This window comes from Microbacterium sp. RU33B (assembly GCF_900155915.1).
Lineage (GTDB): Bacteria > Actinomycetota > Actinomycetes > Actinomycetales > Microbacteriaceae > Microbacterium.
Map to the genome: position 1 here is coordinate 506,322 of NZ_FTPO01000003.1, position 18,545 is coordinate 524,866.

The 18,545-nt window shown below is 71.0% G+C and carries 20 protein-coding genes, 1 tRNA gene and 1 riboswitch; of the genes, 11 read left to right on the forward strand and 10 right to left on the reverse strand.

Features of this window, described 5'->3' with window-relative positions:
- Nucleotides 1–14: 14 nt before the first annotated feature.
- The 6 genes from B0B14_RS15680 to B0B14_RS15705 all read right to left on the reverse strand — a co-directional run bounded on the left by B0B14_RS15680 (nucleotide 15) and on the right by B0B14_RS15705 (nucleotide 6,120).
- Nucleotides 15–803 carry an ABC transporter ATP-binding protein gene (locus B0B14_RS15680; RefSeq protein ID WP_076683522.1) on the reverse strand — a complete coding sequence of 263 codons (789 nt, stop codon included), beginning with the start codon at nucleotides 801–803 and terminating at the stop codon, nucleotides 15–17.
- Nucleotides 800–1,630: an ATP-binding cassette domain-containing protein gene (locus B0B14_RS15685; protein ID WP_076683524.1), complete on the reverse strand. Its 831-nt coding sequence runs from the start codon at nucleotides 1,628–1,630 to the stop codon at nucleotides 800–802. The genes B0B14_RS15680 and B0B14_RS15685 overlap by 4 nt, the downstream gene beginning before the upstream one ends.
- Nucleotides 1,627–2,568, reverse strand: a complete 942-nt coding sequence (locus B0B14_RS15690) for an ABC transporter permease (protein ID WP_076683525.1) — start codon at nucleotides 2,566–2,568, stop codon at nucleotides 1,627–1,629. Before B0B14_RS15690 ends, B0B14_RS15685 begins: the two co-directional genes overlap by 4 nt.
- On the reverse strand, nucleotides 2,565–3,515 hold the full coding sequence (locus tag B0B14_RS15695) for an ABC transporter permease (RefSeq protein ID WP_076683526.1): 951 nt from the start codon (nucleotides 3,513–3,515) through the stop codon (nucleotides 2,565–2,567). Before B0B14_RS15695 ends, B0B14_RS15690 begins: the two co-directional genes overlap by 4 nt.
- Nucleotides 3,512–5,023 (reverse strand): ABC transporter substrate-binding protein, encoded by a 1,512-nt coding sequence (locus B0B14_RS15700; protein WP_076683528.1) that lies wholly within the window; start codon nucleotides 5,021–5,023, stop codon nucleotides 3,512–3,514. Before B0B14_RS15700 ends, B0B14_RS15695 begins: the two co-directional genes overlap by 4 nt.
- Before the next feature lie 128 nt (nucleotides 5,024–5,151).
- Nucleotides 5,152–6,120 (reverse strand): alpha/beta fold hydrolase, encoded by a 969-nt coding sequence (locus B0B14_RS15705; protein WP_076683530.1) that lies wholly within the window; start codon nucleotides 6,118–6,120, stop codon nucleotides 5,152–5,154.
- A gap of 67 nt (nucleotides 6,121–6,187) precedes the next feature.
- Here B0B14_RS15705 and B0B14_RS15710 point away from each other — a divergent pair, with 67 nt between their 5' ends.
- The 3 genes from B0B14_RS15710 to B0B14_RS15720 are packed head-to-tail and all read left to right on the forward strand — an operon-like array spanning nucleotide 6,188 to nucleotide 7,896.
- Nucleotides 6,188–6,664 carry a carboxymuconolactone decarboxylase family protein gene (locus B0B14_RS15710; RefSeq protein ID WP_076683531.1) on the forward strand — a complete coding sequence of 159 codons (477 nt, stop codon included), beginning with the start codon at nucleotides 6,188–6,190 and terminating at the stop codon, nucleotides 6,662–6,664.
- Nucleotides 6,661–7,383 carry a tyrosine-protein phosphatase gene (locus B0B14_RS15715; RefSeq protein WP_076683534.1) on the forward strand — a complete coding sequence of 241 codons (723 nt, stop codon included), beginning with the start codon at nucleotides 6,661–6,663 and terminating at the stop codon, nucleotides 7,381–7,383. The genes B0B14_RS15710 and B0B14_RS15715 overlap by 4 nt, the downstream gene beginning before the upstream one ends.
- Nucleotides 7,384–7,428: 45 nt before the next feature.
- Nucleotides 7,429–7,896 (forward strand): SIP domain-containing protein, encoded by a 468-nt coding sequence (locus tag B0B14_RS15720; protein ID WP_076683536.1) that lies wholly within the window; start codon nucleotides 7,429–7,431, stop codon nucleotides 7,894–7,896.
- Between the two features lie 239 nt (nucleotides 7,897–8,135).
- On the opposite strand, the gene B0B14_RS15725 is transcribed toward B0B14_RS15720, so the two are convergent.
- The 4 genes from B0B14_RS15725 to B0B14_RS16915 all read right to left on the reverse strand — a co-directional run bounded on the left by B0B14_RS15725 (nucleotide 8,136) and on the right by B0B14_RS16915 (nucleotide 12,380).
- Nucleotides 8,136–8,594 carry a Fe-S oxidoreductase gene (locus tag B0B14_RS15725; RefSeq protein WP_179085349.1) on the reverse strand — a complete coding sequence of 153 codons (459 nt, stop codon included), beginning with the start codon at nucleotides 8,592–8,594 and terminating at the stop codon, nucleotides 8,136–8,138.
- A complete protein-coding gene (locus B0B14_RS15730) occupies nucleotides 8,591–9,412 on the reverse strand; it encodes an arginase family protein (protein ID WP_076683541.1) in 822 nt (273 codons plus the stop codon). Before B0B14_RS15730 ends, B0B14_RS15725 begins: the two co-directional genes overlap by 4 nt.
- Before the next feature lie 130 nt (nucleotides 9,413–9,542).
- Nucleotides 9,543–10,274, reverse strand: a complete 732-nt coding sequence (locus tag B0B14_RS15735) for a PspA/IM30 family protein (RefSeq protein ID WP_076683544.1) — start codon at nucleotides 10,272–10,274, stop codon at nucleotides 9,543–9,545.
- 81 nt (nucleotides 10,275–10,355) lie between these two features.
- Nucleotides 10,356–12,380 (reverse strand): TPM domain-containing protein, encoded by a 2,025-nt coding sequence (locus tag B0B14_RS16915; RefSeq protein ID WP_076683545.1) that lies wholly within the window; start codon nucleotides 12,378–12,380, stop codon nucleotides 10,356–10,358.
- Between the two features lie 157 nt (nucleotides 12,381–12,537).
- On the opposite strand from B0B14_RS16915, the gene B0B14_RS15745 reads away from it, so the two are divergent.
- The 8 genes from B0B14_RS15745 to B0B14_RS15780 all read left to right on the forward strand — a co-directional run.
- Nucleotides 12,538–13,371, forward strand: a complete 834-nt coding sequence (locus B0B14_RS15745; protein ID WP_076683548.1) for a DUF3097 family protein — start codon at nucleotides 12,538–12,540, stop codon at nucleotides 13,369–13,371.
- 58 nt (nucleotides 13,372–13,429) lie between these two features.
- Complete coding sequence (trmB, locus tag B0B14_RS15750) at nucleotides 13,430–14,164, forward strand: tRNA (guanosine(46)-N7)-methyltransferase TrmB (protein ID WP_076683550.1); 735 nt, start codon at nucleotides 13,430–13,432, stop codon at nucleotides 14,162–14,164.
- Nucleotides 14,161–15,441: an MFS transporter gene (locus B0B14_RS15755; RefSeq protein ID WP_076683552.1), complete on the forward strand. Its 1,281-nt coding sequence runs from the start codon at nucleotides 14,161–14,163 to the stop codon at nucleotides 15,439–15,441. Before trmB ends, B0B14_RS15755 begins: the two co-directional genes overlap by 4 nt.
- A 4-nt stretch (nucleotides 15,442–15,445) precedes the next feature.
- Nucleotides 15,446–16,375 carry a CPBP family intramembrane glutamic endopeptidase gene (locus B0B14_RS15760; RefSeq protein ID WP_076683554.1) on the forward strand — a complete coding sequence of 310 codons (930 nt, stop codon included), beginning with the start codon at nucleotides 15,446–15,448 and terminating at the stop codon, nucleotides 16,373–16,375.
- 49 nt (nucleotides 16,376–16,424) lie between these two features.
- Nucleotides 16,425–16,489, forward strand: a riboswitch (guanidine-III (ykkC-III) riboswitch).
- A gap of 9 nt (nucleotides 16,490–16,498) precedes the next feature.
- Nucleotides 16,499–16,822 (forward strand): DMT family transporter, encoded by a 324-nt coding sequence (locus B0B14_RS15765; RefSeq protein ID WP_076683556.1) that lies wholly within the window; start codon nucleotides 16,499–16,501, stop codon nucleotides 16,820–16,822.
- Nucleotides 16,823–17,281: 459 nt separating this feature from the next.
- A complete protein-coding gene (locus B0B14_RS15770; RefSeq protein WP_076683558.1) occupies nucleotides 17,282–18,064 on the forward strand; it encodes an alpha/beta fold hydrolase in 783 nt (260 codons plus the stop codon).
- A 40-nt stretch (nucleotides 18,065–18,104) separates the two neighbouring features.
- Nucleotides 18,105–18,180 (forward strand) — tRNA-Arg (locus B0B14_RS15775).
- A gap of 99 nt (nucleotides 18,181–18,279) precedes the next feature.
- The coding region (locus tag B0B14_RS15780; RefSeq protein ID WP_256714418.1) for an alpha/beta hydrolase at nucleotides 18,280–18,545 on the forward strand (266 nt) is incomplete at its 3' end.

The following is an 18,545-nucleotide window of genomic DNA, read 5'->3' on the forward strand; positions in this document are numbered from 1 at the left end:
ACGGGGTTCGCGGCTCAGTGCGGGTCGATCACCGGGATCGAGGCCAGGAGGCGCCGCGTGTAGGCCACCTGCGGCTGGAGCAGCACCATTTCGGTCGGACCCTCCTCCACGATGCGTCCGTCCTTCATGACGACGACCTGATCGCACAGGCTCTGCACGACGCCGATGTCGTGCGACACCAGCACGAGGGTGAGGCCGTCGCGCGCACGGAGCTCCGCGAGGAGGGCGAGGATCTGGGCGCGGACGGTGACATCCAGCGCCGAGAGCGGCTCGTCGCCGACGAGCAGCCGTGGCCGGTGCACGATCGCCCGCGCGATCGCGATGCGCTGCCGCTGCCCGCCGGAGAACTCGTGCGGGAAGCGGTCGGCCATGTCGGGTTCGAGGCCCACGTCCTCGAGCACGTCGTGCACGCGTGCGCGCCGATCGCCCGGGATGCCGAGAGCCCAGAGGGGCTCGGCGACGATCCGTCCGACGCTCATGCGGGGATCGAGGGATGCGTACGGATCCTGGAACACGATGCCGGTCTCGCGCCGCAGCCAGTGCAGCGATCGGGCGGCGGCGGATGCCTCGACCCGCCGCCCGTCGAACTCGACGGTGCCGGCGGTCGGAGTGTCGAGGGCGAGGAGCAGGCGGACGAGGGTCGACTTGCCCGATCCGGACTCGCCGATGATGCCGACGGCCTGACCCTCGTCGACGTCCAGATCGGCATCGTCGAGCGCCGTCGTGAAGCGCGCGGGCTCGAATAGCTTCGTCTTCGGCTGCGGATACCGCCGGGTGAGCCCGCGTGCGCTGAGGAGCGTCATCCCGCACCCCCGTCCCGCGGCTCTCTCCGGGGGTCCGCCCCGGACCCGCCGCCGGGGCGCCAGAGCGTCGCGGTGGCATCGCGCAGCAGCCCCTGCGTCACAGGGGAGGCGGGCGCGGTCAGCAGGGTGGAGACGGGAGCCGATTCCACGACCTGCCCGTGCTCGAGCACGATGCCGTGCGTCGCGATCTGCGAGAGCACGGCGAGGTCGTGGGTGATGAACACGAGCGACATCCCGTCATCCTCCACGAGCGACAGCAGCAGCTCCAGGATCTCGGCCTGGATCGTGACGTCGAGCGCGGTCGTGGGCTCGTCGGCGATGAGCAGCCGAGGCCGGCACGCGAGCGCCATCGCGATCGCCACGCGCTGACGCTGTCCACCGGAGAGCTGGTGCGGATAGCGGTCGATGATGCGCTCGGGGTCGGGGAGCGCGACGCGGGATGCCTCGGCCACCGCTCGCTCCCGGGCGGCCCGTCTGCCCAGGTGCTCGTGGATCCGGACCGACTCGGCGATCTGCCGGCCGACGGTGCGGATGGGGTTGAGCGCGGTGCGCGGCTCCTGGAACACGATGCCGATGTCGTCGCCCCGGAGCTCCGCGAGCTCGCGGTCGGGCATCCCGAGCAGCTCGACGTCGTTCCAGCGCACCGATCCGCCCGTCGACGCGCCGTCGGGGAGGAGGCCCAGGATCGCGAGGGCGGTCAGCGACTTGCCCGACCCCGACTCGCCGATGAGGCCCACGCGGGCGCCGTCGGGAACGTCGAACGTGACGCCGTCGACGACCCGCCGCCCGCCGAGGTCGATCGTGAGGTCCTGCACCCGGAGACTCATCCGACCACCCCCGGCACGTGGCGGATCGCGGCGCGCGGAGGAGCCAGCGGGTCGCGTCCGCGCGAGAGCGTCGGGTCGGTGGCCTCTCGCAGCGCGTCGCCGAGCAGATTGAGGCCGAGCACGGTGAGCGTGATCGCGAGACCGGGCCACAGCACCGAGAGCGGATACACCGTGATGTACTGCTGCAGCTCGGCGAGCAGGAGACCCCACGAGGGCTCCGTCACGGGGGCGCCGAATCCGAGGTACGACAGGCCGGCCTCCGCCAGCACGGCCACAGCCATGCCCCAGGACAGCTGCACGATGAACACCGGCGCGACGTTCGGCATCAGGTGCCGGACGAGGTTCTGCCACAACGTCAGCCCTGAGGCGCGGCCCGCGAGCACGAAGTCGCTGTGGAGCACACGGCGGAGCTCGGGCCGCGTGACGCGGGCGATGTTGACGCCGAACCCGATGCCGACCGACCACACCACGACCCAGAGCGACCCGCCCCAGATCGCCGAGATCATCATCGCGATGAGGAGCACGGGGAACGCGATCAGGATGTCGACGAAGACGGCGACCGATTCGCGCACCCACCGGGCGGTGAGGGCGCCCAGGGCCGCGAGGGCGATGCCGATGACCGTGGCGATCAGGCCCGCGCCCACCGCGACCCACACGGCCGTCCCGGCGCCCGCCATGAGCAGGCTCAGGATGTCGCGGCCCGTGCCGTCGGTGCCGAGCACGTGCGGCCAGCCCGGCGGGAGCCAGCGCTGCGAGATGTCGGTCTTCTGCGGATCGAACGGCGTCCAGAACTGCGCGACGAGTGCGGTCAGCAGGATGATCGCCACGATGAGGAGTCCGAAGCGGCCCGTCGAGAGGCGCCAGAGGCGGCCGAGCCACGCCCAGCGCGACGGGCGGCGCCCCCCGCCCGCGGTCCCTGAGCTCGTCGAAGGCGTCATGACGCCTCCCGCTGCCGGGGGTCGAGCACACGGTGCGTGAGGTCGACGAGGAATCCGATGATCAGGACGAAGCTCGTGAGCACGAGCAGCTCGCCCTGCACCTTCGACAGCTCGCGGTTGCCGACGTCGGTCACGAGCATGCGCCCGATGCCCGGCAGACCGAACAGCTGCTCGATGACCACCGAGCCGACGATGATGCCCGCCACCTGGAGCCCGAGCACCGTGATGACCGACAAGCCGACGTTGGGCAGGCCGTGGCGGATGAGTGCGGCGTTGCGGGTGAGGCCCTTCGCCGCGGCCGTGCGCACGTAGTCCTGTCCGACCGCCTGCAGCGTCGCGCTGCGCACGAATCTCAGCAGCATCGCGCCCTCCACGATGCCGATCGTGAGGGCGGGGAGCAGGAGCGAGCGCAGCGCGAGACCCGGCTGCGCCCACCCGGAGCGGGGGAAGCCCTGAGCCGGGAGCCATCCGAGCCACACGGCGAAGACGACCACGAGCATCATCCCGGCCCAGACGACGGGGACGGCGGCGAGGAGCTGCGACGTGACGCTGAGCGCGGTGCCCGCCGCGCGTCCGCGCTTCATGGCCGACAGCACGCCGAAAGGGAGGGCGATCAGGAGGGCGATGAGCAGGGACAGGATGCCGAGGGGCACCGTGACCTGCGCCTTCTCCACCAGCTCCGTGGCCACCGGGGTGCCGGTCAGCTGGGACGTGCCGAGGTCGCCGCGAAGGACCCCGCCGATCCAGTCGGCGTACTGGACCGGGAGCGGCCGGTCGAGACCGAGCCGCTCCCGGATCGCCGCGATCTGCTCGGGCGTGGCGTTGGTCCCCCCGATGACCTGGGCGATGTCGCCCGGCAGCACACGGAGGGTGAAGAAGATCAGCGCGCTGGCGACGAACAGCCCGAGCAGAAGCAGGGCCAGTCTCGTCAGCGCGTACCGGATCACCCGTCGCTCTTGGCGAGCTCGCTGAGGTTGAGGCGCTCGTTCACGTTGATGGAGGGCACACCCGTGATGTTACTGCCGACGGCCACGACGGAGGCGCCGTTGAACAGCCAGTCGGCGGCGGCATCCTCGGACACGATCTTCGCCGCCTGGCGCAGCAGGTCGGCGGCCTCCTCGTCGCTGGTGGCGGCGACGGACTCGGCGTACAGGCGCTGCACCTCGGGGTTGTCGTACGTGAAGTAGTACTCCGGGTTCGCCCAGTTCTCGAAGTCGCGCGCCTCGGTGTGCAGCACGTAGCTGAGCTCGTAGTCCTGGGTGCTGTACACCTTGTCGAGCCAGGCCGAGAACTCGACGGCCTCGACCTGCAGCGTCACACCGATCTCGTTGAGGTCGGAGACGAGGATCGTCGGGATCGTGGTGCCGTAGAACGCAGGGATCGTGAGCGTCAGCGACAGGTCCTCCTCGCCGGCCTCCGCCAGCAGTGCACGGGCGGCCTCGGGGTCGTAGGGCGCGACGTCGGCGAGGTCCTCGTAGCCCGGGTCGAGCTCGGGGATCGGGCCGTACTGCGTCGCCCCGGCGCCGAGCGCCTCGATGATGGCGTCGTGATCGATCGCCTGGCGGATCGCCTGGCGCACGCGCTGATCGGCGAGGGGACCGCTCTTCTGGTTGAACGCCAGCGTGCCCTTGTCGGTCGAGGCGCCGGTCACGACGGTGAAGTCGCCGTTGGCCTCCACCTGCTCGGTGAGGTTCGCGTCGAAGCCCGTCACGGCGTCGAGCTCGCCCGCGAGCGCGGCGTTGAGCGCCGCCTGGTTGTCGGGGATGTAGTCGAAGACGACCTCGGCGACCTGGGCCTTGTCGCCCCAGTACGCGTCGTTGCGCAGGAACGTGATGCTGTCGCCCTGCTTCCACGAGTCGAGCGTGTACGGGCCGGTGCCGTTCGTCTTGGTCTTGTAGTCGACGGCGTCGCCCTCCTTGAAGACGAGGCCCGCACGGCCCGTGAGGTTCCACAGCAGCGTCGAGTCGGGCTCCGCGAGGGTGAGGGTCACCGTCTGGCCGTCGGCCGTGATCGACTGCACGTTCGCGAGGCGGGCGGAGTCGCGCCACGTCGCCGTGTCCTTGCGGGTCTGGAGCGACCAGACGACGTCCTGCGGCGTGAGGGGCTGGCCGTCGTGGAACGTCACGCCCTCGCGCACGGTGAAGTCGTAGGTGAGGCCGTCGGACGACACCGTCCACTCGCTCGCGAGCGAGGGCACGATCTCCTGCTCGGGGGTGCGCGAGACGAGGCCCTGGTAGATGTTGTCGACGAGGATCTGGTCGAGCGCAGCGCCCGCCGTCTCGCGGATGTCGAGGTTGCTCGGCTCGAGCACGAGCCGGATCGCGACCGACGCGTCGGCGTTCGGGGCGCCCGTGTTCGTCTGGGTCGGCTCCGGGCTTCCGGCGGTGCAGGCGGTGAGCAGGAGCGCGCCGGCGGCAGCGAACGCCGCTGCGGCGAGGGCGGTGCGACGAAGCATGGGATTCCTTTCGGGAGCGTCCGCGTGCGGTTTCGGGGGTTGCGGACGCTGATTCTCAGGTGCGGTAGACAAGCCTAGATAACGACGCGGATGCCGCCGAACCGGGGGCCGTCACCGAGACACAAGCGTTAATCGACTCCCGCGAGCGTGCGCAGGCGCGCACCGAGCTCGACAGGGACCTCCTCCTGCACGTTGTGACCGGATGTCACGACCTCGACGGAGGCCGCGGGCAGGCGCTCCGAGAAGGTCGCGGCGTCCTCGTCCGTGACGTAGCCGTGGTCACCGCGGATGAGGAGGAGAGGCGCCGACACACCCGCGAGGTCGCGCCACCCGCTGTCGGACAGCACGGCCGTGAGCGCATCGGCATCCGGTGCCTGAGCCTTCTCCGGTGCCGAGGCGGCCGCGTTCGCGAGCCGTGCGAAGTGGTGCTTCCACTCGACCCGGCCGTCGTTGCGCACCCGGGAGTTGTGGAACACGCCGCGCTCGGCCGCGGCACGCGAGCCGCCCAGGCCGAACGCGAGCGCGCGGTCGACGAGCTCGTCGCGGGAGGCCCAGTCGGTGGGGCCCGAGAAGAACTCGCGCAGCTGCGCCGGCCCGCCCTGGGGGGAGATCCCCGGTGTGATGTCGACGACCACCAGTTCGCGGACGAGGTCGGGCGCGGCCGCCGCGACCGCTGCGGCGGTGAGCCCGCCGAGGGACTGGCCGACGAGCAGTTGCGGGCGGTCGGTCCACGCGGCGATGCCCGCGACGACGTCGGGTGCGAGGACGGATGCCACGTACGCCGCATCCGCCCGCCACGACGAGTCGCCGTGGCCGGGCAGGTCGATCGCGAGCGCGGGGAGGCCGAGCGCGAGGATCGTGGAGTCCCACGTGTGGGCGTTGAGGCCCGCGCCGTGCAGGAACGTGACGACCGGCGCCGCGCTCCCCGAGCCGCCCTCGGCCCCTGAGCCTGTCGAAGGGGCGTATCGCAGCGCCGAGAGCGTGCGGCCGTCGGGCAGGGTGATCGAGACGCGCTCGCCGCGGGGGATCGGGCCGTCGATGCCCCAATCGGCCGCCTGCGCGGGAAGGAAGGAGAACTCGTCGCTGGGTTCGCTCACTCCGCCATTCTGCCGTGTCCGCCCGGGCACCGGGCCCGGGGGTCGAGACGCTCGGTAATGTGGGGCCATGAGCGAACGTCGCGTGCACCTGTCACGGTCGGCCCCCGAGGCGTACAAGACCCTCGAGGCCTTCTCGCGGACGGTTGCCGGTGTCGCCGACGCGGCGGGCATCGACGCCCGGCTGCGCGAGCTCGTGCAGCTGCACACGTCGCAGCTCAACGGATGCGCGTTCTGCGTCCGGGTCCACGTCGACCGGGGCCTCGCCGCCGGACTCGACGCGGACGTCATCGCGCAGATCGCGACGTGGCGCGAGTCCGGCGTCTTCTCCGAGCGGGAGCGCGCGGCTCTCGAACTCGCTGAGGCCTTCACGTTCATCCATGAGGACGGAGTGCCCGACGAGGTCTACGACCATGTCGGCGGCATCCTGAGCGAAGAGGAGTACGTCGCGCTCAGCTGGATCCTCGTCGCGATCAACGCGTTCAACCGCGTCGCCATCGCGGGCCGGTATCCCGTCCCCCCTCGGGCGGCGGCCGCTCCGGCATGACGTCGCCGCTCGTCCCCGGGGCGCTCAACTTCCGCGACGTCGGGGGTCTTCGCGCAGGCGACGGCGCGACCCGCTCCGGCATCCTGTACCGCTCCGGGCAGCTCGCCCGCCTCGACGACAGCGGGCGCGGGGCGCTCGCGGCCCTCGGGCTCCGGCGCGTCATCGACCTGCGCGACGACGACGAGGTGGCGTACGAGCCGAGCAGGCTCGACGGACTCGGCATCCCGGTGCAGCGCGTGCCTCTGTTCCTCGGCTCGGTCGCGTCGTTCTTCGCCGACGACCTGACCCTCGCCGAGCTCTACCGTCGGATCGTGGACGACTCCGCGCCCGGTGTCGTCGAGGTGGTGCGCGGGGTGGTGCACGATCAGCCCGTCCTCGTGCACTGCACGGTCGGCAAAGACCGCACCGGGGTCACGGTGGCGATCGCCCTGGCCGCCGCGGGCGTGGACGAGGAGGCCGTGATCGCCGACTACGCCCGCACGGAGACGCTCCTTCCCGAGCGACGCAATCGGGCTGTGCTGCAGTGGGTGCGCGCGCAGCATCCCGAGGCCCGCAACCTGGAGGAGCTCACGACGCGCTCGCCGGCGCCCGTCATGCGCGATCTCCTCGCGGATCTCACGGCGAGGTACGGCTCGCCCTCGGCCTACCTGGAGGCGAACGGTCTGCGCGCCGATGAGCTCGCCGAGCTGCGTCGGGTACTGGTGGACTCTCCACGCTGATACTCAGGTAAGGCTGGCCTATCTCAGGCGTATAGTGGAGGTGTCATGATCACCACCGCCGAGCACAACGCCTCCGTCTGCCGCACGTCGCGTCACACGCGCGTGCAGCACCTCATCACGGCCGACGAGCACGCGCTCGCCGAGCTCGAGGCTCTCCTGGCGACCCTGCCGATCTGCTCGACGGGTCGCGTGTTCATCGAGGTTCCGGATGCCTCGTGGCAGGCCTCCCTCTCGGTGCCGGCGCGGATGACGCTGACGTGGCTCGACCGATCGGTCCGCAGCGGAGCACCCGGATCCGGGCGCGGCTGCGTGGCCGGTGAGGCGCTCTCGCGCGCCGTCACCGCGTGGGCCGACGAGATGCTGTGCACCGACGGCGACGACGCGACGCGCGTGCACCTGCTCGGCGGATACCTCGGCACGGCCGACATCGTCGACCACCTGACCGCGCGTCTCGGCATCGCGGCCGCCGCGATCCACACTCCCGAGCGTTTCGGTCTCGCGACCGCACGCTGACCCGCGCCGCCGCTCGCCGGTGGGCCGTCCGCCTGCCTGCGGCCCGCGAATGGCTGTCCCCCTGCTTCTCGACTGATCGAGAAACCTCGAACCGCCTGAGAAACCCCGCGACGCGGGCTTCCTCAGGCGAACGCGGGTTTCTGCCGGGGTTTTGCGCGGGACGGGGGTGGGAGGTGGGGTTTCTCGCGCAAACGAAGGTTCCTCCGAGGTGCGCGGGGGCGGGGACCGAGGGATGCCGGTCAGCGCGTGCCGCGCGGCACGTAGTTGCCGTCTTCGAGGCCGGCCTCGATCTCGAAGCGGTTGCGCAGCGGATCGCGTCCGGCGACCGCGTACAGCAGCGGCATCAGGAATCCGTAGCGCCGCCACTGTCGTGCGTGCACGGCCTCGTGGCGCAGCACCCGGTCGGTGACCGTCGTGTCGCCCGTCAGGTAGCAGCCGCCGACGCACACGCCCCCGCGGCCGAAGGCCCACTCCGGCATCCCGCGGAACACCCACAGCCCTTCGCGCTTCTCGATGCGCCCCGTGCTCAGCAGCGCCCCCCACGTCCACCCGACCGCGCTGCCGTACCAGTAGCCGACACGGCTGACGGGGCTGTCGAGGAGGAACCCCGGGAGGAAGCGGTCGATGCGCCGCCCCCGCACGACCGCACGCTCCGCCGCGGCGCGCCAGCCGGTGGGCGGGGTGGGGATCGGGCTCACGCGAGTGCTCCGACGACGCGGAGGATCGCGCCGAGATCGTCGTCGGCCACCGACGGAGACGCGGGGGAGTAGCCCGCGATGCTCGCCCCCGCGAGGGGGAACGCGCCCCGGAGACGGGTGATCGCGGCCGTCAGGTCGGCGACGGAGACGCCGAAGGGCTCGGGATGCGCGTTGCCGGCGATCGCCGATGGATCGAGCGCATCGAGGTCGACGTGCACGTAGACCGCATCGGCGCCGGTGGCACGCACGGCGGCGACGAGCGCCTCGGGGTCGGACAGCCCGTCGGGTGACACGATCGGGATGCCGTGCTCGGCGACGAACTCCTCTTCGGAGGGATCGAACGAGCGGGCCGCGGCCAGCACGACGCGCGACGGCCGGACGGCATCGGGAGACAGCGCGAGACCGTCTGGCCCGTCGCCGACGATCGCCCGGAGCACCATGCCCGCGAACGCGCCCGACGGCGTCGACTCGGCGGAGTTCAGGTCGGGGTGGGCGTCGATCCACACGACGGCGAGCCCGGGATGGCGCTGCAGCGCAGCCGCGACGGGCGCGACAGCGACGCCGCAATCGCCGCCCACGACGAGCACGGGCTCGCTGTGGCCCGCGACCGCGTCGTCGACGAGTGCGCGGATGCGCCGCAGCGCACTGAAGCGATGCACCCCGGTGCCGAGCGACTCGCCGGCCTCCATGGGGACGTCGAGCACGGTGGTGGCTGCGCGCGGCAGATCGCCCGCGATGGCCTGCGCCCCGTCGATGAGCTGCATCGCCCGTGACGAAGGGGATCCCTGCCATTGGGGCACCACGATGAACCGGGTCATGTCCACATCCTCCCGCACGGGGCGCGGCCGCGGCATCCGGTTCGCCCCGTGCGAAATCCGCTCTGCGTGAACAGGAGGACGACGACGGCGCCGGACCCCCGAGGGGTCCGGCGCCGTCGGTGTCGAGGTCTTACTGCTCGATCGCGCTCTGCGGCGTGCCGGCCTTGAGGGCGGCGAGCCGCGCCTCGACCTCGGTGAGCTCACCGAGGTCTTCGAGGCTCTCGAACTGCGCATCGAGCGTCGAGGCGGCGATCTCGGCCTTGCCGGCCGCCAGGGCCTCCTGGCGGCGGATCTTGTCTTCGAACCGGCCGAGTTCGCTCGTGGGGTCCATGACGTCGATCGACTTGATCGCGTCGTGCACCTTGTTCTGCGCCTCGGCGACCTTGGCGCGGGCGAGCATCTCGGAGCGCTTCGACTTGAGCTCCTCCAGCTTGCCCTTCATGCCGTTGAGGCCGCTCTTGAGCTTGTCGACGACCTCGGTCTGCGAGGCGATCTGCGGCTCGGCGGCGCGTGCTTCGCGCTCCTCGCCGATCTGCTTCTGCAGCGCGATCTTGGCGAGGCTGTCGAACTTGTCGGCGCCGACCGGGTCGATCGCGCGAAGCTCGTCGGCCTTGCGGCTCGCGGCGAGGGCCTTGTTGCCCCATTCGGTCGCGGCCTGCACGTCCTCCTGGTGGTCGCGCTCGAGCAGGCGCAGGTTGCCGATCGTCTCGGCGATGGCCGCCTCGGCGTCGGCGATGTTGTTCGTGTAGTCGCGCACGAGCTGGTCGAGCATCTTCTGAGGATCCTCGGCCGAGTCGATGAGGGAGTTCACGTTCGCGCGGACGAGCGTGGAGATGCGACCGAAGATGGACTGCTTTGCCATCGGTGTTTCCTTCCTGATGAGGGTGGATCTATCGGGGTTGACGAAGGGGAGAGGATGCCGCGGTGCGGCGGACGGGGTTGGTCAGAAGCGGCGTCCTCCTCGACGGGCGCGGGTTCCTCCGCCGCCGAAGCTTCCGGTGCGCATCCCGCCGCCGCGGCTGCCGCCCGACGACCCGCCGCCGAACATGCCGCCGAAGCCGCCGGACGATCCGCGGCTACCGCCGCCTCCACCGCCGCCGAGGAGGGAGTTGATGACGATGCCGCCCAGGACGGCGCCCATCATCCCGCCCCCGTTCGAGCCGCCGGAGGACCCGCCGAACATTCCGCCCATCCCTCCGCCGTCGAAGGCGCCGACGTCGTTCTGGGCTGCCTGGATCGACTGCGCGGCGAGCTGGTTGGCGCGCTGGGCGTATGCGAGGGCCTGCTCGGGGCTGGAGGCCTGGAGCTGCTGTGCCTGCACGAGCGACGCGCCGGCTTCGGCGAGGCGTGTGCGGGCTTCGGCGCCGACGGCTCCGCGACGCGCCGTGATGTAGTTCTCCGCGGCGGAGACCTGAGACTGGGCCTGCATGATCTGCTGGCCCAGCATCTGCTGGGCGCGCTGCGCCTGGGCCTGCGCATCGCGCACGCCCTGCACGACGCCGTCGATCTGCTGGTTCGCCGCTTCGAGCGCCTCGAGGGTCACGAGCGGACGTTTCTGCGTGCTCGCGAGGTTCGCCCGGGCGGCGTCGAGCTGCTGCCGGGTGGCGGCGATGACGCCGGCCACACGGCCGTCAGGGTCGGGGAGGGCACCGGCGGTGGCGATGTCGCGCTCGAGCTCGGCGATGAGGGCGACGGCATCCTGCTCGCCCTGCGCGAGGTCGGTCCCGAGCTTGTCGATCGCCTGTTCGAGCAGGACGGCCTGACCCACGGCCTCCTCGGCGGCGCGGATGCCCACGGCGGCCTCCCCGCCGTTTCCGGCGCCGATGGCCCGCTCGGCTGCGGAGAGCTGCTCATCGGCGAACGCAATGCGCTGGCGGGCCTGCTCGGGGTTGTCGGCGACCGTCGCGAGGGCGGCGGGCGCGTACGACGCGGCGAGCCTCGTGAGCGACGCCTCGGCGGCGTCGATGTCGGCGGCGGCCTTCACGCGCTGCTCCTGCACCCGCGCGAGAGCCTCGGGGGCGTTCTGCTCGAGCTTGCGGAGCTCGTCGAAGGCGGCGGCCTTCTCGTCGAGCCGCGCATTCGCACCCTCGAGCAGCTCGAGGATCTGCGCGTTCCACGCGCGCACCTGCTGCTCGCTGTCCGGCGTCGAGTCGTCGAGCTGCTGCTGCAGCGAGAAGGCCCTGTCGAGATCGGCCTTGGCCTGCCCGAGCGCCTGCTCGAACTCCACCGTCGCGGCGTCGCCGAACTGGGCCTTGGCGAAGCCCAGCTCCTGCTCGCTCGTGCGCAGTGCGTCATCGGTCTGCACGAGGGCGGATGCCGCGCGGCGCGCGAGCTCGGCGGTGGCGATCGTGTCGATCTCGTTCACGGGGCCGCCGCCCGGGGCGGCGGGCTGCGTCGCCCGGCGGCGACGGCGCGCGATCAGCCAGATCACGACGGCGATCGCGGCCACCGCGAGGAGGACCAGGAGCCACGGGAAGCCCGCTGCCGAACCGCCGCCGGCGAGAGCGGACTCGAATGCGGCGCCGGCCGCCGTCACGGCACCGGCGTAGTCGTTCGATCCCAGCGCCCCGGCTGCGGCATCCTCTACTGCGGTGATCTGCTCGTTCGAGAGCGGGCCCTCGGAATCGGCCGACAGGTAGAGCTGCCGGCCCTCGGTCGAGATCGCGAGGAGGTACTGCCGAGGACCCAGGCCGTTGGCCGTCGCCGTCTCATTGGCCCACCCCTCGCTGCTGGAGGGATTGGTGAACGCGTCGACGAACACGACGTAGAGCTGGGCGCCGGTGGAGTCTGCGACGCGGCTCAGCTCCTCGTTCGCGGAGGCGGCCTGCGACGAGCTGAGGACGCCCGCGTCATCCTGCACGAAGCCCGAACCCAGGTCCAGGGGATCGGTGGCCCAGGCGGCACCGCCCAGGCTCGAGATCATCACGACGACGGCCGCTGTGAGCGCCGCTGCCCATCGCGCACGCATGTTCCCCCTCCACGGGGCGTGAAGCAAGCCCCGCGCCGAGTCTATGCAGGGCGGAGCATGCGGCGGAAGGCGCGGGGGTGTGCGTTCGCCATGAAGCGCGTCGCTGCGCTGTGGTAATGCGCGCCGCGGGTAGCGTGGCGCACTCGGAGGGCACGCGATGGACGATCGATACGGCACGGATGTGCTGGCCGCAGGCTGGCGCGACCGTGCGCAGAAGCAGCTCCCGCGGGTTGCGGTGTCGCGGGGTCTCGTGGTGGAGGTCGCGGCCGACGGATTCTGCGGTGCGGTGACCGGCGTCGGCGGCGGCAACGTCGAGCTCGAGGATCGCCGGGGCAGGAAGCGGCTCTTCCCCTTGGGGCCCGGGTTCCTGATCGACGGTCGGGATGTCGTCCTCACGCCTCCCGCGCCGTCGGCGCCCGCTGGGCCGAAGAGAACGGCATCCGGTTCGTTCGCGGCTCCGCAGACGCGCGCCCGTGTGGCTCGCCCCAGCCGCATCCTCGTCGAGGGTCGGCACGACGCCGAGCTGGTCGAGAAGGTGTGGGGGGACGACCTGCGCGCCGAGGGCGTCGTCGTCGAATACCTCCAGGGCGTCGACCTGCTGGAGGAGCTGCTGGAGAGCGAGCCGCCGTCGGCCGAGCGCAGGTACGGCGTGCTTGTGGACCACCTCGTGCCCGGCTCCAAGGAGTCGCGCATCGCCGAGCGCATCTCGGCCGGCCGGCACGGGGCGCACCTGCTGATCGTCGGGCACCCGTACATCGACGTGTGGCAGTGCGTCACCCCCCAGGCGGTCGGCATCGCGCGCTGGCCGGAGGTGCCGCGCGGCATCGAGTTCAAGGTCGGAGTCTGCCGGGCGCTGGGCTGGCCCGCGCGCGATCAGGCCGACCTCGCCCGCGCGTGGCAGCGCATCCTCGCGTCGGTGACGACCTATCGCGATCTCGATCCGGCGCTGCTCGGCCGCGTCGAGGAGCTCATCGACTTCGTCACGGCCTGACCGTCGGCGCCCGGCTGCCGGGGCACCCGCGCACCAGCGGCCCGGCTACCCTTGTCGAGTGTCCGAGACCCCAGCCGAGCCCCGCCCGTACCGCGACAAGCCCGTGTCGTTCGTGCGGCGCAGCGGCCGGGTGACCGAGGCCCAGGACCGTGCGTGGTCGGAGCTCGCCCCGCACTACGTCATCGACGTCCAGCGGGATGCCGCCGCCACCAGCATCCTCCCCGGTTCGACCCTCGACCCGAACGCGGTGTGGGGGCGCACCGCGCCCCTCATCGCCGAGATCGGCTCGGGGCAGGGGCACGCGATCGTGCATGCGGCCGGATCGCGTCCCGACACGGACTTCCTGGCGATCGAGGTGTTCCGGGCGGGCCTGGCCCGCACGATGCTCGACGCCGATCGCGCCGAGCTCGGCAACCTCCGCCTCGTCGAGGCGAACGCCCCCGAAGTGCTGCAGCACCTGCTGCCCGAAGCATCCCTCGACGAGCTCTGGATCTTCTTCCCCGACCCGTGGCACAAGAACAAGCACACCAAGCGACGGCTGATCACGCCGGAGTTCGCCCCGCTCGCGGCCCACGCCCTGAAGGACGGCGGGATGCTGCGACTCGCGACCGACTGGGAGGACTACGCCGTCCAGATGCGCGAGTCGCTCGATCCGGCGCCCGGGTTCACGCGTGCCTTCGAGGGGGAGTGGGCGCCTCGGTTCGACGGCCGCATCGAGACCGCGTTCGAGCGCAAGGGAGCGCGGGTGGGCCGCGACATCCGCGACCTGTCGTACCGCCGAGTCCCGAGATGACGGAGATCCCCCCGGCGCCGTCGCCTCCGGCCGACCGGTGGCGGATCGTCCGGCCGCTCGCGCACCACGACTTCCGGATGCTGTTCTCCGCCGTCGTGCTGTCGGTGTTCGCCGCCGGGATGTGGGCCGTCGTGATGGTCTACAGCGTCATCGACGCGGGCGGCGACGAGCTCGCCCTGTCGCTGGTGGCCGCGGCGTCGGCCGTGGGCCTGCTCGCGTGCGCGATCCCGGGCGGCATCGTCGCCGACCGCGTGTCGCGGCGGCTCGTCCTGCGGGTCGTGGAGGCCGCCAACCTGCTCGCGATCTCGACGATCGTCGCGGCGGGGTTCGCCGGAGGCGTGACGATCCCGCACCTCGCGATCGTCGCGTTCGTGCTGGGCGCCGGGGCGGGATTCTTCTTCCCCGCGTACAGTGCGATCCTCCCGCGCATCCTCCCGCCCGGCCAGCTCCTGGCCGCCAACGGACTCGAGGGGGCCATCCGTCCCGCCCTCCAGCAGGCGGCCGGCCCCGCGGCCGCGGGCATGATCGTGGCCGCCGTGATCGCCCCCGCTCACGCGTCGGTGGGCGTCGCCCTTGCGCACGGTGTGGCTCTCGTGCTGCTCCTGTTCGTACGGCCCGAACCGCCGGTCGCCCACGACGCCCCGGTCTCGTCGGGGGCGCTGCGCGACCTCGTCGACGCCGTGCGCTTCACCGCTCGCACACGGTGGCTGCTGTGGACACTGCTGTTCGCGACGATCTGGGTGCTGGTCGTGCTCGGACCCGAGGAGGTGCTGCTCCCGTTCCTCACCCGCGACCGCATCGGCGAGGACCCGAGGTGGTTCGGCTTCCTCCTCGCCGTCTACGGCGTCGGGGGAGTGGTCGGGTCGATCGTCGTGTCGTCGCGGAAGCTCCCGCGGCGCTATCTCACCGTCATGACACTCGCGTGGGGCTTCTCGACCCTGCCGTACATCGTGCTCGGCTTCACCGACGTGTACGCGCTCATGCTGCTCTCCGTCTTCGCGATGGGGTTCGGCTTCAGCTACGGCAACGTCATCTGGGGAACCCTGCTGCAGCGGCGGGTGCCCACGCACATGCTCGGGCGCGTCTCGAGCCTGGACTTCTTCGTCTCGCTCGCGCTCATGCCCGTCTCGATGGCGCTCGCCGGACCTCTGGCGAAGGTCGTGCCGATCCCGGTGATCTTCGTCGTCGCCGGCATCGTGCCCTTCGTCCTGAGCTGGATCGTGCTGTTCATCGCGCGCATGCCGCAGGACGAGATCGCGCATCCCCTGGGAGACTGAGACCGTGCCCGCTCATCCGACCGCCGCCCTCGCCCCGAATCGACCCGTGGTCTCGTGGGCGATCGCGCCCGCTCTGCTCGTCTGCCTCGCCGCACCCGCCTTCTTCGTCGTGCGGATCGCCTGGCTCGGGTGGGTGCTGCTGGCCGCAGGTCTCCTCGCCGCCTGGCTCGTGGAGCGGCAGTCACGCTCCCAGACCGACTTCGCATTCGTCGCCGGCACGGGCTCGCCCGCGCAGGTCGCCGCGGCGCAGGCATCCGAGACGTCCGTCCGGCGTCCGAGCATCCTGCGCGACGCGTCGCTGATCGCCGTCGGTCTGCTCATCGTGAGCGTGATCCCGCTCAAGGCCGAGCTCGACAACCTCGCGATCCTGCGGTTCGCGCTCGCGCTCGGCGGAGCAGTGGCCGTGCCGTACGTGATCTCGCGCTGGGTCTACCGCGACCACGCGATCCGCTTCCCGTGGCGCGGCGGCGGGCGGTGGACGACCTTCCAATGGACGTGGCTCGTCGCCGTGCTGGTGCTCGGCTGGCTGATCCTGCCGTTCTACTTCATCACGTCGGGCGTCTACCTCAACTGGCCCGTCGTCGACACTCCCGAGCTCATCGCCCGGCTGTTCGTCGGCGTCGGCGCGGTGGGCATCTGGGACGAGCTGTTCTTCATCTGCACGTGCTTCGCGCTCCTGCGCCGGCACTTCGCCGACGGCACCGCCAACGTGCTGCAGATGATCGTGTTCGTGTCGTTCCTGTGGGAGCTCGGCTACCAGGCGTGGGGTCCTCTCCTGACGATCCCGTTCGCGCTGCTGCAGGGCTTCATCTTCATGAAGACCCGCTCGCTCACGTATGTCGTCACGGTGCATCTGCTGTTCGACGCCGTGGTGTTCCTCGTGCTCGTGCACGCGCACAACCCGGGGCTTCTCGACGGGATCTTCCTCGTCTGACGAGGCCCCGCTGCCCAGGCGCTGCTCAGGGCGGAGCGCTAGCGTGGGGGATGGATCCGGAGCCGGATCCCCGGACGACGGATCAGTACCCGGTGAGCGACAAGACTGGCCAAGGAGTCAGTCATGTCGTGGGTCATCCTCATCGTGTCCGGTGTGCTCGAAGCCGTCTGGGCGACGGCGCTCGGAAAGTCCGAGGGCTTCACCAAGCTCTGGCCCACGGTGGTCTTCGGCGTCACGCTGTTGATGAGCATGGGCGGTCTCGCGTGGGCCATGCGCGACATCTCGACGGGGACGGCCTACGCGGTGTGGGTCGGCATCGGCGCGTCGCTCACCGTGGTCTACGCGATGGTCACCGGCGACGAGGACTTCTCCGTCGTCAAGATGCTCCTGATCCTCGGCCTCGTCGGATGCGTCGTGGGCCTGAAGCTCGTCTCCACCGAGCACTGACCGGTCGGTATCCTTCACGTTAACGCTCAGGTGGAAGCGACTTCGGGGTGAATACTTGACGTCGCGCGGGGGCAGAGTATCTTCAGTCCTGCGAGGGGAAAACAGAGACGAGGAACCCGCAAGGGAGCCGGACACGGAGACAGATCTCGCACTGATGATCGCCCCGTGGCCTCGGCTCCGGGGCGATCTTCGTTTCTGATGGATTACGACCTTGGTCTGGGGATTTCTCACCTTGAAGTTGAGGATGAGATGACTTGGAAGTGAACCCTTGACGACCGGACACCGACGCGTATGTTTGGTCGTGCGAACAGAGAACGGAAACGGAACGGCCCGCAATGGCCGGGAGACGGGAACCGCCCCTCGCAGAATGATCGCCCCGGAGCTTCGGCTTCGGGGCGATCTTCGTTTTCGGCCCGCTGCGGGGTTGACCGGAGCAGGATCGGGCGGTTGCATCGAAGGATGCAGCACACCGTTTCGGCCGACGGCACCCGGATCGCCTACGACGCGATGGGGGACGGACCGACCATCGTGGTCGTGAACGGCGCCATGTCGCAGGCGCGGGATGCCCGTCCCCTCGCCGAGGCGCTGCGGGACGCCGGGTTCCGCGCCGTGACGTTCGACCGGCGGGCCCGGGGCGGAAGCGGCGACGCGCGCGGCAGCGAGCCCGTACGCGAGGCCGAAGACCTGGCCGCCGTGATCGAGGCGGTCGGCGGGGCCGCGGCCGTGATCGGGCATTCGTCGGGCGCCGTGCTCGCGCTGTTCGCGGCATCGCTCGGCGTGCCCGTCACCCGGCTGTTCCTGTCCGAGCCGCCGTTCCACTTCGGCGAGGACGAGCCGGCGGACGATCTGCCGGAGCGCCTGCAGGCGCTCGTCGACGACGGGCGCGGCGGCGATGCCATCACGACGTTCCAGCTGGAGGCGATCGGCCTGCCCGTGGCGATGGTGGAGCAGATCCGGTCCAGCCCCATGTTCGCCGACCTCGTGCCCCTCGCGCAGTCGACGGTGTACGACGCGACGCTCACTCGACAGCTCTCGACCCCGACGATCGCGATGGCCGACGTGGAGGCACCCGTCACGATCCTCTGCGGAGTCGACACCTTCCCGATGCTGACGTCCGCGGCGCAGCGACTCGACGAGATCATGCCGGATGCCGAGCTGATCGAGGTGCCCGAATCGGTCCAGCACCGCCTCGATCCCGCCGCGACCGTGCGGATCATCGCGGTCCGGGTTCCGGCGGAGTGATCCTGGCCCGCCATCGCGCGGTGATAGTCTCGATCGGTACGCCTCCGTAGCTCAGGGGATAGAGCGTTGGTTTCCGGTACCAAAGGTCGTAGGTTCGATTCCTATCGGGGGCACCAGTCGGGACAAGGGATCGCGGGTCACTCAGACCTCGCGGTCCCTTTCTCGAGGGCTCGCCGGTTTACACGATCCTTCCCGCGGACGCGCGAGGCGCCGCCGTGTACGTGCATGGTGGTGGATGGGTCAACGAGATCGTCCACCAGCACTGGCATCTCGCCGCCCGAATCGCCGCGGAGGCGTCGGTGGCGGTGACCGTCCCGATCTACCCGCTGATACCGTTCGGCACTGCTGCGGAGGCGCGCGAGAAGGTGCGTGCCCTGGTGCGCCGAAGTATCGACAGATACGGGGCGACCTGCCTGGCGGGCGATTCCGCAGGCGGCCAGATCGCCCTGTCCACGGCGCTGGCTCTTCGCGACGAGGGCGT